Genomic DNA, 13899 nt, shown 5'->3' on the forward strand with positions numbered 1-13899 from the left:
ATTGCGGGTCCGTGAAATCGCGGAGCGTCCCGGGCGGGCCGGAGCGTGCCCCGACGTGCCTGGTCAGAGCGGGATTCGGCGGCGCGGCGGGAGGCGGCCGCGGCGCGGGGCGAGTGGTTGACGCCTTTCGGAGCCGGTTGCGACGCTCGCGCCCATGACCACGACCGCCCTGGAACCCACCCCCGCCTCCGGCCTCACCGTCACCAAGCTGAACGGCCGCCTCGGCGCCGTCGTCGAGGGCGTCCGCCTCTCCGGCGATCTGGCGCCCGGGACGGTCTCCGCGATCCGCGCGACCCTGCTCGCCCACAAGGTCGTCTTCTTCCGCGACCAGGACCGGCTCGACGCGGTGTCGCACGAGGCGTTCGGCCGGCTGCTCGGCACGCCGGTCGCCCATCCCACCGTCCCGTCCACCGACGGCCGGTACGCGTTCCCGATCAACTCCGACCACGGCGGCCGCGCCAACCAGTGGCACAGCGACGTCACGTTCGTGCCCGCCTACCCGGCGTTCTCCATCCTCCGCGCGATCACCGTCCCGCCGTACGGCGGGAACACGCTGTGGGCCAACACGGCGACGGCGTACGAGAATCTGCCCGCCCCGCTGAAGAGGCTGGCGGAGAATCTGCGGGCCGTGCACACGAACGACTACGACTACGCGGCCCTGCGCCCCGACGCGGTCCCGGAGCAGTTGCGGCGCTTCCGCGACGTGTTCGCGAAGATCGAGTTCCGCACCGAGCATCCGGTGGTCCGCGTCCACCCGGAGACCGGTGAGCGCACGCTGCTGCTCGGCAAAGTGCAGAAGATCGCCGGGCTCACCGGCCAGGACTCGCGCGACCTGGTCGACCTGTTCCAGCGGCACATCGAGCGCCCGGAGAACACCGTCCGCTGGCAGTGGCGGGCCGGCGACGTGGCCATCTGGGACAACCGCGCCACCCAGCACTACGGCGTCGACGACTCCGACGACCACGAGCGCGAGCTGGCCCGGGTGACGATCGACGGCGACGTCCCGGTCGGCGTCGACGGCCGGACGTCGACGCTCCTGTCCCCCGAGACGCTGCCCGAGCCGGAGCACGGCATCGCCTCGGGCGCGTCGACGGCCGCGACCGGCACGCCCACCGCCCTGCCGACGGTCAGCGGCTGAGCGCGGCGAGCCAGCGCACGGCCTCGTCCGGGTCGCCGCCCACCACGTCCAGCGCGGCGGCGACCCGCTCGGGGCGCGCGAGCAGCCGCCGCACTCGGTGGTCGAGTTCTGCCTGCGCCAGCAGCAGTCCGGACAGGGCGTGCGGGTCTCCCGGCGCTTCCCGCAGCCGGGCCCCGTACAGATCGCGGGCGCGGGCCGGGTCGCCCGTGGTCAGGAAGGCGTCGGCGTCGGGTCCCGGGCGCGGTGCCAGGTATCGGGCGGCTCGGGCGTCCTCCCAGTGGGCGGTGGATCCGCCCGGCACCAGTTCCGGTGCGAACCCGGACGGCGGTGCGCCGCCGTCCTGCCGGGCCCGGGCGAGCGCCGCGTGTTCGGCCGGGCCGCAGCGCAGGTTCCGCAGACGCCACTCGACGCGGTGGCTGACGGCCGCGGCGCGGGCGCGCGCGGCCACCTCGGGGTCGAGGGGTTCACGCAGCCACCGGTCGAGCGTCGCCGCGAGGCCGGCGAGCAGGCGGCGGCCGACCGGGGTGAGGTCGGCGCGGGTGACGAGGGTGCGCACCACCAGGCGGGTCTGGAGGCGGCGCAGCGCGAAGTGGAAGGGCGCCGCGTTCTCGGGGTCGGCCGCGCGATCCCCGATCCGGGCCCGCCAGAAGCCGGCGACGCCGGTGAACGCGTAGGCGCCGTGCAGCAGCCCGGGCAGATGGCGGGGGTCTGCGCGCCAGGGTGCGTAGAAGCGTTCGGCGCGGTCGTCGGCGAGCAGCGGGAACAGGTGGAGGAGCGCGCCCAGTTTGCTGTGCTGGAACTCGTGGACGAGGGTCTCGGCGAGGTCGAGGCCGCTGTCGGGCAGGGAGGACATCATCGAGCCGAACGCGTCGCCGGTGGAGGCGCTGAGCCGGATGCCGGGCCGCTGCGCGGAGGGCCAGGGGACGATGCGGGTGATGTCGCCGGGGCGGACCGTGCCGATGGGCCCGGGGGTGCGGGCAAGGAGGGCGTGGGCCTCGCCGAGCGTCTTCTCCCAGTAGACGACGTCGTCGGCAGGGAGCCTGGCGGGCGGCACGGGTTCGTCGAGGTCGCGGTACGGGTCGAGGTCGTCGAGCGTGGCGCCGCTGTGCCGCAGGGCGCGCAACGGGTGCCAGCCGGGGGCGCCGGAGTCGGCGTCGAGCGGCCGCACGGTGACCGGCCCGGCGGTCAGCAGCCCCGCCCGCACGGTGACCCGCACTGGCGAGAACTCGTCTTCCGATCGCGGGAGTTGAAGGAGACCGAGAGTCGGGAGGGTCAGCGCCCCGGCTCGGATCGGGACGGACAGACCAGCGTTCGTGCCGGCCAGAAGGCTCGCGGCGGCGGCGAAGCTGCCGAGGTGCCCGGCGTCCACCCACAGCGGCGGGCCGGACGCCGCGCCGTGCAGGCGGCGCAGCGTGTGCGCAACCCAGGAGCCGCACTGCGGGCTCATGATCAGGCCGTCGACTGCGTCCGGGGCACGCCGGGCAGCCGTCTCCCACACCTCCCACATCTGCCCGACCTCACCCAACGGACCGAGGATGTCCGGCAGTTCGTCCAGGCGGTCGAGCAGCTCACGAAGCAGAAGCAGGCGGCGGGCGCGCTCCCCCTTCAGCAGGAACGCGACAGCCCGCCCGGAACCACCGCCTGTGGCGAGTTCGTCGAAGAGCGGCCCCGGCATGCGCAGTACCGGAAGGGGTGAGGAGGACGCGACGAATCCGGAACCGGACGCGGCCATCCTCTACTCGGCCCGGCCGGGATTGCTCCCGCCGCCCGACATGACCCCCAGGCGGGGCCGCCGGGTCTCCTCGAGGAGTCTGCGGCTGGGGCCCGGGGTGGGGTACCGGCGCAGCTCCGCCGGGCGGACCTCGGCGAGGTCCGCCAGGTCCGACTCCACATGGTCCGCCGGACGGTCGGCGCGCACCGGCTCGTTCAAGGCGTTCTCCCCCTTCACCCATGACGGCACGCGATGCCGCCTTGGTCCTGTCTCCATCATGACGAAGCCTGCCCGGTCCCGGAACCCGTAGGCCCTGCGGATGATCGAGAACCGTCTGTTGGCCGGATCCCGTCGGGCGTGCCGGGCTCAGTCGGCCAACTCGTCGATAGCGGCTGCGAGTTCGGTGGCCCGGTCCGGATCGTCGTCCAGGGAGGTCACCGCCTCGTACAGGGTCCACAGGGCATCGCCGCGGCGGGCGTGGGCGCTCACGATGGCGACCAGGTCCGGGCGGGGCGCCGGGTTGCGGCGCATCCGGGCGGTCAGCCTCGGATCGAGCATGAGCACCAGGGTCTGCCGCTCGTCGGGACTGTGGGCGAACGGGTAGGCGAGCAGCGCCTCGGCGACGCGGGCGAGCGCGGTCAGGGCGCCGGGGCCCTTGCGTCGCACGATGGGCGGGCCCAGCGTCCGCTCATGGCCCGGCCGTCTGATGATGAGGGTGGGCAGTTGGTCGGGACGGTCGGACGCCCAGATCTCCTGCTCGACGCGGGCCAGCACTCCGGCGAAGAGGCGCTCCGGATCGGGGGCGGCATCGTCGCCGGCGAACCGGTCGAGTTCGTCCTGGACGAGGCGGGAGAAGAGGCCGCCGCGCAGCACCGGGTCGTTGGCGGCTCGCTCACCACGGGAGGCGGCCAGCAGAAGGGCCTGTTCGTGGACGGTGGTGCGGGCGCCCGCGCCCAGGCGTTCGGTGTCCAGGGAGCGCGGGAAGCCGTGCCGTTCGTCGAAGGTCTGGCAGGCGTCGACGACCCAGCTCTGCCGGGCGAATCCGGTGACGGCGTCGCTGGCCAGGAGGCGGCGGGCGGACTCCAGGTCGAGGTTGCGCCGCGCGTGCCCGGTGGCGTCCGCGTAGTAGAGGCGGATCCGCTCGTCCTGGTCGAGCACGCCGTGGCCGCCCCACCACACCCAGAGGAAGTCGCCTTCCAGGGAGGGGAGTTCGTCCGTGAGGGCGCGGTGCAGAGCGGCCTGGTCGGCGGGCCGGTACGGGAGCGCCGGGCGGTGTCCTTCGGTGGGGGCGAGGTGCAGCAGGATGTTGGCCTCGGGCACTCCGCGCTCGCGCAGCCAGCCGTGGAAGCGGACGGCGTCGTCGGCGGGCCCCGGCAGCCGCCAGCTCTCCCCGGCCGCGTACTCCTCGATGCCGACGACGAGCGCGGTGACCCGGCGCGGGTCGGTCTCCGGGGCCGTCACGGCAGTCGGGCCGCGATGGCCCGGTAGACGGCAGGATCGTCCCAGTAGGCGCTGTGGGCGACGGGGAAGGGCTGGCGGCTGTCGGTGGCCACGTCGGTGACCCGGCCGGGGAAGAGCCCGGCGCCGATGTAGCCCAGCAGGTCCCGGCGGTCGTAGAGGTTCAGCCAGTCGGGCACGTGCGGGGGCAGGGGCTGCGGGTGGACGAGGGAGGGCAGGGCGCCCGTCTCGTACAGGAACGGCGCCTGCGAGCCGACCGTGACGAGGAGTTCGACGGCCGGCTGCGGGTCCAGGACCAGGGTGTCGAGGGCGATGATGCCGCCGAGGCTGTGCCCGAGCAGCACCACCGGTGGTTCCTGGGCGGCTATCAGGTCGCGCAGGCCGCGGCGGACGTCGGCGCCGCGGGCGAGATAGCGCAGGATGTCGCCCGCGGCCGGATGGACGGCCTCGGTGAGGGCCCGGCGCCGACGGACGGCCGCCCGCGAACCGGCCCTCATGAGCGGCCGTTTGACGGTGCGCAGGAACAGGCCACGCCCGGCGCCGTCCGGTGTGGCACCGAGTGCTTCGGCGATCCGGTCGACGGCCGCGTCCCGGACGTCGCCGGTGCACAGTACGGGCGCGTCGGCGTCCAGGGCCGCGCCGATGACGGCGGCGGCGAGGGCGCGGGCGAGCAGCCGCGCCAGCTCGTCCGGGTCGAGTGCGGCGGCCGCAGGGCCCAGCAGGGGCGAGCGGGCGAGTGCGGCGGCGCGCATCGGCAGCCCTCGGCCCAACTCCGGTGCGAGGTCGTCGAGTCGGAGCAGGAGTCGGCGGGGGCGCTCGTCGGGGAACTCCGCCCCGGGCGCCGTCACCACGGTGCCCGTGCCCGCCGCCGCGAGGGCGAGTTCGGCCTGGTGATCCTCGTACAGCAGGGCCCAGGGGTCCGTCTCGTCCGCGTCGTCGGGGCCGCGGCTCGTGCCGCCCTGCGGCTCCGGGATGCTGGCGCCCCGGGCTGCGAGCACGGCGCCGTACGTCTCGCCCCAGGGGTAGGGGACGACGCGGACGTGCGGCGCGAGCGCGCCCAGCCCTTGGGCCGTCCGGGCGTACAGCGCGCCGAAGCGGGGTTCTCTGACCCCCGTACCGTGAATGAAGACGACCGTGGTCATACGCCCAGCCCCCGTGCCGGTCCGATGTACTGATCCCTGTGTCGCTCGGGGTCATCTTAGGTGCAGGCAGCGGCAGTTGGGGGATCGTGCGGTGCGGGAACGGGCCCGCACCGCGGGGGCTTTCGGTCAGTGCGCGGTCACAGCGGCATCGGCGCGATGTCGCACTCGATGCGCTGGTGCAGCTGGGCGGCCGTGCGCCAGGGGTGGTCGGCGCCGAGGACCCGGGTGAGGCCCTCGACGGCCTGGGCGTTCAGCCGGTCGGCCGCGGCGGACTCGCCGAGGCCGCGCAGGTCGAGGGCGAGGTGGGCGGTGCAGGTCAGGGTGAGTGGGTGATCCGGGCCGAGGACGTCGTCGAGCAGCGGCAGCACCGCCTCGTCCACCGTGCGGGCCGCCGCGAAGTCGAGGCGCGCGTAGTGGTCGTTCGCCCGGCTGATGCGGGCGGTGAGCGTGTTGGGGTGCCGCTCGCCGAGCCGGGTGGTGAACCGCTCCACCGCCTCGATGTCGCAGCGCTCCGCGCCGTCGATGTCGCCGACGGCGCGCAGCGTGGCCGCCAGGTTGACCAGGGCGGACACCGTGGCGGCGTGGTCCTCGCCCAGTGCGCCGCGGTAGCGGACCACGATCTTCTCGCCCAGGTCGCGGGACTGGGCCAGGTCGCCGGTGATGCGGCGGTCCACCACCGCGTTCATCGCCGCGGCCAGGGTGTCCGTGTATTCGGTTCCGTAACGCTCGGTGAAGCGGGCGAAGGTGTCCTCGATGAGTTCACGGGCTTCCGCGGTGGCGCCGGCGCGGCGGCGGCAGACGGCGAGTTCGCGGGCTGCCGAGATCGTCGCGGCGTTGTTGACGCCGAAGTTGGCCACGTACCCCTCGTAGGTGGACTCCATCAGGAGGCGGGCTGAGCGGTAGTCGCCGGACTCGCGGATGTCGACGGCGAGGGCGTTCAGCGAGTTGAGGGTGAACCCGTTCGTGGGTCCGTAGAGCACCTCGAACTGGCGGGCGGTGTCCTCGTCGAGCGCGCGCGCCTCGGTGAAGGCGCCGCAGCAGCGCAGGGAGACGCCGTAGCTGTGCGCCGCCTGGAGGGCGGCCGGGTCGTCGGGGCCGAAGAGGCGGCGGGCCATGTCGAAGCCGTCCTCGTCGAGCGTCCGGGCCGACTCGAACTCACCCTGGCAGCGCAGGGAGAAGGCCATCTGCGACATCGAGCTGATGAGTTCCTCGTCCGGCACCTCGCCGCCCCTGGACTCCTCCAGGGCCTTCTCGCTGAGCCGCAGGGCCTCGTCGCGGCTGCCGAACTTGCCGAGCATGAAGGCCAGCAGTTTGGCCATCCGGATGACCATGATGTCGTCGTCGCCGGACTGCGACTGCCAGACGGTCCAGGCCTGGCGTGCCATGTTCATCGCGGTGTCGTGCGCACCCCAGTAGTAGAGGAAGAACACGACGTCGAGGACGAGGTCGCGCACCCACGGGTCGGAGCTGCGCACCGCGCCCGACGCCTGCACGTGCGGCAGCAGCGCCTGGTAGGCCGGCCACAGTTCCGGTGAGGCGCCCTCGCCGGGCTTGGCGGTGGCGAGGAGCTGGTGGACGGCGTGCCGCAGCCGCGTCTCGGCGGCCGGGTCCAGGCCGTTCACCAGCACGCTCTGCATCAGACGGTGCATCTGGAGGGTGCCGCGTTTGTGGTCGAGGCGGATCAGCGAGAACTTGCTGAGCTCTCGGGTGGCGCGGGCCAGCAGGACCGGGTCGCGCAGCACCGGGTCGAGTTCGGGGCTGACCTCCACGCTCCGCCCGCCGCGCAGCAGGCTGAGCGGGATCGGCTCCGGCGCCATCAGGGCGCAGACCTCCAGGAGCTGGCGGGCGGCGGGGTGCTCCTGCGCCAGCCGGTCGAGCGAGAGGTTCCAGGCCGCGGCGACCGGCACCGGGTAGTCCGGGTTGGGGTCGAGGTCGAGGATCTCGACGCGGCGCTGGGAGAGCAGTTCGAGGTGTTCGGCCACGGGCATGCCGGTGGCGGCGTGCCAGGCTCCGGCCTGCTCGATCGCGAGCGGCAGATCGCCCAGGGCGTCGGCGAGCAGATCGGCGTCGGAGGCCGCGAGGTCGGGCGCGCGCCGCTGGAGCAGGGCGATGGACTCCTCGCGGTCGAAGACGTCGACGCTGAGCGGGGTGGCGACACGCTCCCAGTCGCGGTTGCGCGAGGTGACGATGATCTTGCCGGGGCCGCCGCTCGGGAAATAGGCCCGGACGGCGTCGATGTCCTCGGCGTTGTCGAACACCAGGAGCCAGTTGTCGTACGGCTTTCCGGAGCGCAACGCCTCCTGCACGGCGGGCACCGCCGTGTTGGCCTGCGGTCCGGTGTCCAGGCCGAGGAAGGAGGCCAGCTCGGCGAGGGAGGCGAGGATCAGGGACTCCCGCTCGGAGGGCACCCACCAGATCACGTTGTACTCGGCGCTGTGCCGGTACACGTATTCGATGGCGATCTGCGACTTGCCGACGCCGCCCATGCCGTGCAGGGCGTGCGGCAGGACCGCGGCGGTCTCCTTCTGCCGCAGTTGTTCGTCGACGGCTTCCAGCAGGATCTCGCGGCCGGTGAAATTGGGATTCTTGGGCGGCACGTTCCCCATGATCTTCGGCTGACCGCTGCGGACGAAGCGGTGTTCGGGAGCCTTGAGGTCCATGGTTGCGTCAGCCTTCCCAGCTTCGGTGTGTTCGGTTGTGTCGGGTCCAGCCGCTGATACCACGTCGTCGACTCCTGTTTCGCCGGTGCTCTCAGCGATCAGGTTGTCCCCTCCAGGACCGTTGGAATCTTCCCTCGCCACAGCACCACCCGCATTCGTGAGCCCGGCGACGATCCGGGCCGCTCGTCGCGCGTGCGGTCCGGACAGGGCGCGCAGCACGGCGAGTTCGATCCGCAGCCAGGGGCGGCCGACGCTGCCCGTGTCCGGCAACGGGGTGTCCTCCGGATTGCGCACGGCGGCGCGCAGGGGGGCCGCGGCGCCCCGGCCCCTGCGCAGCTCGGCGAGGACGTCGACGATTCGTGCGAGTTGCGTACGTGTGCCCGTGGCGAGCAGCGCCTCGCGGACGCCGTCGGCGAACTCGGGGCCGCTCCCGTCCGGATGGTCGCCGTGCTCCCAGTCGATGAGGCCGCCCATCATGACCTCGGCGACGTGGTCGGGGCCCGCCTCGGGGACGGCGCGCTCGCGCAGCTCCTCGATGAGGTCGAAGTCGAGCGGGATCACGGCGAGCAGCAGCGCCAGGTGGCGGGCCAGCGGGCTGGCGAGTCCGGCGAAGCGGGCCACGGCGGCGGCCGCCGCGCGGGGTCCGTCGATCCTCGGGGTGCGCAGTCCTGGCGCCGGGGTGCCCTTGGCGAGGGCGCCCGCGGGCAGCATCGGCAGCGTGCGGTGCACGCCGGGCTCGCCGGTGACCAGCTCGGCCCACGCGGTGAACGAGGCGGGGTGGGTGCTGAGGACGGGCACCGGGACCGTGCCGTCGTCGGGTTCGGGGAGCGGGCGCAGCGGGTCGGCGATGTCGTGCGGCGGACGGCAGCCCAGTGCCGAGTTGGCCGCGCCGAAGCCGGCGGCGCCGAACTGGGCGCGGAAGGGGTACAGGGACGAGCGGTGGCGCAGGTACGGCGGTAAGAGGTGGACCAGCGCCGTGGGGCCGCCCCGGGCGAGGGCGGAGAGCAGCTCGTCGGCGGCGGGCGCGGCCCAGCCCGCGCCGAGCCCGTCGGTGACGACGAGGAAGAGTCGCCGGCCGCTGCCGTCGAGGAGTTCGCGGGGGTCGCCCGCCCGGCCGTCGGCGGAGCACACGACGGCGGGGCCTTCGACGGGGACCTTGATCCGGACGGTGCGGACGTCGCGGAAGGCACCGCTGCGGGCCGCCTCGTCGGCGATCCGGCGAACGGTGCCGCGCCAGACCCGCATGGTCAGCGTGTCGTCGACGAGCAGCACCACGTCCAGGGCGCGCTGGTGCGCGGGCAGCAGATAGGGGATCCACAGCCCGTCGCTCAGCCCGTGCTGCGCGGTGGCGTCCTCGTCCAGCGGCCCCGGCTCGTTCGTGGGTACGCGGCGGCCCAGGGAGCGCAGCACCCGTGCCAGACGCAGCGGGCGGGCCGGCGGTACCGCGGGCGCGGGGGGCAGCCGGAAGAGGGGCCCGCCGCCGGACTCCGCGGAGGCCAGGTCGGGCCCGGAGTCCGGATACGCGTACGGGATCTCCATGCTGCCGCCCGCCGGTCCGCCGTCGGGCGGCGGTCCGGAGCCGGGAGCGCCTGCGGTGCCGGGGTCCGGGGCGGGCACCGCCGGGTCATCCGGATGATCGGCTTCCGGGGCTTGTGACGGCGTGGACGCGCGCCGTCCTGAAGCGAGCCACGCGGCCGCGAGCCAGGTGGCCTCGGCGAGGTCGCGCCAGTCCGGTCCGTCCTCCGACGAGCCGGTCGGTGCGCCGCTCCCGCCGCCGCCCGGGTCGGGGGCGCGCTTCCTGGGCAAGCCGGTCATCAGCGGCCTTTCGCGAGGTCGCGCAGCAGCATCTCGACGAGCTTACGCCCGTCGGCGTCGGCCTGGAAACCACCCGTCGTGACCAGCAGGACCGCGTTCAGGAGTTGGTCCACCGAGTGGGTTCCGCCGTCCTGCACCCGTCGTTCGAAGTCGTCCACCAGCTCCCCGACGACGTCCTCGCTGCCGCTCAGATGGCTCGCCACGATCGACATCAGCCGCTCGCGCGAGGGCAGCCGCAGCTCCAGCGGGAGGCAGCGGCGGCGGAACGCGAGCGGGAACTCGCGCTCGCCGTTGCTGGTGATCACCACGACGGGGAACGCCTGGCACTCGACCAGACCGCGCTCGACGGTCGTGCGGGCGCCCGGGTCGTCGGTGAAGACGCTGACCGCCTCCTCGGAGCTGCGCTTCAGCTCCGGGATGTCGTAGGAGCCGTCCTCCATGACGTGCAGCAGGTCGTTCGGCAGGTCGATGTCGCTCTTGTCCAGCTCGTCGATGAGCAGCACGCGCGGCTGCTCGTACGGGAGCAGGGCGGTGCCGAGCGGGCCGAGGGTCACGAAGTCGCCCATGCGCGGGGCCTGTTCACCGGCGTCGGGGTCGGCCCCCGCCCGCCAGGCGGCGATGGCCTGGGCGCGGCCTATGGCGTCGTAGGCGTACAGCCCCTCCTTGAGAGCGGTGCGCGAGACGATGCCCCACTGCAGGACACGGCCGAGGCCCAGTTCGCGGGCGATGAGATAGGCGAGCGAGGACTTGCCGACGCCGGGCGGTCCCGTGACCAGGAGAGGGCGGCGCAGCAGCAGCGCCGCGTTCACGATGTCGATGTCCTCCTGGCGCAGATGGACCAGGTCCTGGTCGTCGCCGAGCCGCCGCCGGGTGGCCCGTGAGTCGTCGCAGTCGGGCAGCGGCTGCGCCGGGCCGCCCGCGAACGTCCGCCAGGGCGGCGCCCCGGGCAGGGTCGGCCCCGCCCCCACCGGGGCGCTGCCCACGCCGTGGAACACACGCCATGCGGTGCCGTGCTGCTCGGTCATGCCGGCATCTCCTCACAGTCGACGAGGCGGTTCGGGTCGTCCCAGAGGAACGCGATGTTTCTCCCCACGCGAAGCCGCCCCCCTTCTTCCGTCTCCGCATGGACCCGCAATTGGTGCACCTTGAAGGGGAGTTGACCGGGGCTGTGGCCGAGCAGGAGCTGCAGCAGTTCGACGGACTGGGGCGAGTCGGGACGCCGGTCCCAGACGACGAGGCCCACCCCCTGGTCGAGGGCCACCATCAGCGCCTCCAGGGCCCGCCCGCGATCCGCGGGGTGCTGCAGGATGACGCCGGTCGCCCGGGGGTTGGCGGCGAGCATCTGCTGCCACTCGGTGAACGGATCGGTCCCGCTCCACCGGTACGCCTCCGCGGCCGGGGCCTGCAGGAAGGTGCGCCAGCGCTCGCGCCACAGGTCGATCCGCCGCCGGTCCCGGCTGCGCATCCGGTCGAGGCTGCGCAGATGGATGTAGTAGCGCAGGTCGAGCGGGAGCGGCTCATAGGCGTCGGCGGCGATCTTCAGTCGCGCCACGTCGTGGTTGAGCAGGGCGTGGGGCAGGACGAACTCCACGTGGACGGGGCTGTCCTCGGCCGCCCCGGCCCACTGCGCGTCACCGTGCTGCACCGCTCGCTGGACCGCCGGGCCCAGCCCGTCGAGCGTGGTCTCCTCCGGCGCGAAGGCGCGCGGCTGCCAGAACCCCGCCGCCGCGTTCACCCAGTGGCGTACGTAGATCCGGTCGGTGCCGTCGTGCGCCGGGTCGACCATGACGACCAGGGCGCGCGGCACCGTACCGTCGGGCACCGCGCGGTGCGCTATCCGGTCGCGCCGCTCGCGCAGCGCGTCGTTGAGCTCCGCGGCCTCGGCCCACTTGTCGGACCAGGTCCGCAGGGCCGCCGCCTGGGTCGAGCCGAGGGCGGCGACCACCTCGACGAGGACCAGGGCGGGGGGCAGTCCGTCCGGCTGCGCGTTCTGCTCGACCAGATGGGCGAACAGGCCCACGGCGCCCTCCGCGTCGGGCAGCGCGATGCGCAGTTCACCGGCGAGGACGCTGTGCAGCACCGGCCGCGGTACGGGTCCCTGGGCCAGCAGCTCCCAGGCCCTGCGCTGGGTCTCGGCGTCGAACACCCCGGGCAGTTCCGGGAGTCCTCGGCTCTCCACGCCGTACACCTCACGGCGCACCAGGCGGTCGAGGCTCTCGCCGGTCTCGCGTCCCTCCAGGACACCGACGCCGTCGATGAGCGCCCGGAAGCCCTGCCCGACGTCGTACTGGAGGACCTGCCTGACGAAGTACGACACCTCGGCCCGGACCGGCAGTCCCTGCTCGATCCACGGGATCCCCAGGGCGTCGCAGACCATGTTCATGTAGAGGGAGCGCTGCCGGGCCTCGCGCACACACGGCAGGGCGCACAACTCGTCGGTAAGAACCAAGACCAAGCGCATGAGCAGGCCGCCCGGTTCCTGTGGCGTGCTCATATCTTCACCGACCAACCCCCGTAAGTCGGTCCCACACTGGGAACTGTCGGTGAAGTTACCACGCCAACTCCCTTGCTAACAGGGGCGATTGCAGGTTCGTCAGAGATCAGCGGGTCCCCGGGGACACAGGGCGCTGATGCTGTGGTTGCCCGTAGCACGCAAAGCGGTCGAGGCCCGTCGCGGTGACGCCCCGCCCCGGGTCCCGCCGGATCGGTGCGGCGGCACCTACCGTCGGGTCATGAACCGACGCGCCCAGCTCGCCCTTCTGCTGCTCGCCGGGGCCTCCGGCGCCGTCGACGCCCTCGCCTTCACGGTGCTGGGGAGCGTGTTCGCCGGGGTGATGACCGGCAATCTGGTGCTGCTCGGGATCTCCGCCGGGCGCGGCGACGGCTCGGAGGTGACAGGCCCCCTGGTCGCGCTCGGCGGATACGTCGTCGGCGCCGCCTGCGCCGCGCTCGCGTGCCGGGGCGCCCGACGGCGGGCCGCCGGCCGGGCGTGGCCGGGGGCCGTCGTCGCCTGCCTCGCCGCGCAGTGCGCGCTGCTCACCGCCGTGGCCGTCGCGGCCGGAGCACTCGGCGGGCGGCCCGGTGAGGGCTGGCGGACCGTGCTGCTCGTGGGCGCCGCGGTGGCGATGGGCGGGCAGTCCGCGGCCATGGTCGCCGCGGGCACCGGGGGCGCGCCCACGACCTACTTCACCGGCACGCTCACCACGCTCGTCACCGGCGCCGTGGACGGATCGGCGCGCGGCGCCGCGCAACTGTGGACCGCCGCCCGCCTGTCGGCCGTGGTCGGCGGGGCCGCCTGTGCCGTGGCCGTGGACACCGCCGCGCCCCCGTGGGGATTCGTGCCGCCGGCCGTGCTCACGGCGTGCGCGGTGGCGTGCCAGAAACCTGCACAGCGGTTGCGCAGAGCAGTCACGCGGGCCTCAAAAAATTCATTGCATGATGCACGCGATGAAACCCATTGATGCGCGGGTGTCCCCTTTGGCGAATAGCCGAACCGGTCGTGCGCAATTCACTCCGTGAAGAATGTGGAGACGTTGCCACCCGTTCGTGAACGGGCCTGCACGTCTTGGTAATTGAGCGAGCACATCCCCTCTGACCGGCGACCTTCCGATTGGCTGTGCGACGCGTCAACGTGCTTTGATCCTCCGCATCGCGGAACGGCGACGGATTCGGCGCCACCGGATCACGGCACCTTCCACGTTTTGCGAAATACCCTCTGATACCTATGAGAAGGGCGGCTCACCTCATGAGCAACACCCCCAAGGTCGAGACCCTCGAGATTTCCGACGCCGAGCTGGACAACGTCTCCGGCGGTCTCGTCGGCGGCCTCGTCGGCCAGGTCACCACCACGGTCGACGGCATCGTCCCGGTCTCCGGCACGGTCGCCGGTCTCACCAACACGGTCGAGGGCCTCACCGGCCTGAACACCGGTGCTGTCACGGGTCTGGTCTCCGGCCTCTGAGCCGATCCACCGGA

General features: G+C 73.3%; 10 protein-coding genes. 3 read left to right on the forward strand and 7 right to left on the reverse strand.

The window, feature by feature from the left end; all coding sequences use genetic code 11:
- Positions 1–154: 154 nt before the first annotated feature.
- The gene (locus tag ABZ930_RS08740) at positions 155–1138 is read left to right on the forward strand and encodes a TauD/TfdA family dioxygenase (protein WP_361543703.1); all 984 of its coding nucleotides are present in this window, start codon (positions 155–157) and stop codon (positions 1136–1138) included.
- On the opposite strand, the gene ABZ930_RS08745 is transcribed toward ABZ930_RS08740, so the two are convergent.
- From ABZ930_RS08745 to ABZ930_RS08775, 7 genes are all read right to left on the reverse strand, one after another.
- A complete protein-coding gene (locus ABZ930_RS08745) occupies positions 1128–2813 on the reverse strand; it encodes an HEXXH motif-containing putative peptide modification protein (RefSeq protein WP_361543706.1) in 1686 nt (561 codons plus the stop codon). The genes ABZ930_RS08740 and ABZ930_RS08745 overlap by 11 nt on opposite strands.
- 60 nt (positions 2814–2873) lie before the next feature.
- Positions 2874–3068: an aldo/keto reductase gene (locus ABZ930_RS08750; protein ID WP_361543709.1), complete on the reverse strand. Its 195-nt coding sequence runs from the start codon at positions 3066–3068 to the stop codon at positions 2874–2876.
- A gap of 147 nt (positions 3069–3215) precedes the next feature.
- Entirely contained in the window at positions 3216–4310 is a 1095-nt protein-coding gene (locus tag ABZ930_RS08755; RefSeq protein ID WP_361543712.1) for a caspase family protein, read from the reverse strand.
- Positions 4307–5449, reverse strand: coding sequence for a hypothetical protein (locus ABZ930_RS08760; RefSeq protein ID WP_361543715.1), 1143 nt, complete (start codon positions 5447–5449; stop codon positions 4307–4309). The genes ABZ930_RS08755 and ABZ930_RS08760 overlap by 4 nt, the downstream gene beginning before the upstream one ends.
- A 137-nt stretch (positions 5450–5586) precedes the next feature.
- Entirely contained in the window at positions 5587–9924 is a 4338-nt protein-coding gene (gene fxsT, locus ABZ930_RS08765) for an FxSxx-COOH system tetratricopeptide repeat protein (protein ID WP_361543718.1), read from the reverse strand.
- Positions 9924–10949 (reverse strand): AAA family ATPase, encoded by a 1026-nt coding sequence (locus ABZ930_RS08770; protein WP_361543721.1) that lies wholly within the window; start codon positions 10947–10949, stop codon positions 9924–9926. Before ABZ930_RS08770 ends, fxsT begins: the two co-directional genes overlap by 1 nt.
- Positions 10946–12418: a hypothetical protein gene (locus ABZ930_RS08775; RefSeq protein WP_361543724.1), complete on the reverse strand. Its 1473-nt coding sequence runs from the start codon at positions 12416–12418 to the stop codon at positions 10946–10948. Before ABZ930_RS08775 ends, ABZ930_RS08770 begins: the two co-directional genes overlap by 4 nt.
- 238 nt (positions 12419–12656) lie before the next feature.
- Between ABZ930_RS08775 and ABZ930_RS08780 the strand changes: the two genes are divergently transcribed.
- Both ABZ930_RS08780 and ABZ930_RS08785 read left to right on the forward strand, forming a co-directional pair.
- On the forward strand, positions 12657–13385 hold the full coding sequence (locus tag ABZ930_RS08780; RefSeq protein ID WP_361543727.1) for a DUF1275 family protein: 729 nt from the start codon (positions 12657–12659) through the stop codon (positions 13383–13385).
- A gap of 284 nt (positions 13386–13669) precedes the next feature.
- Positions 13670–13885 (forward strand): type A2 lantipeptide, encoded by a 216-nt coding sequence (locus tag ABZ930_RS08785; RefSeq protein ID WP_361543730.1) that lies wholly within the window; start codon positions 13670–13672, stop codon positions 13883–13885.
- The last annotated feature ends 14 nt before the right edge of the window (positions 13886–13899 follow it).

Source organism: Streptomyces sp. NPDC046716, assembly GCF_040645755.1.
In the GTDB taxonomy this organism is placed as follows: Bacteria; Actinomycetota; Actinomycetes; order Streptomycetales; family Streptomycetaceae; genus Streptomyces.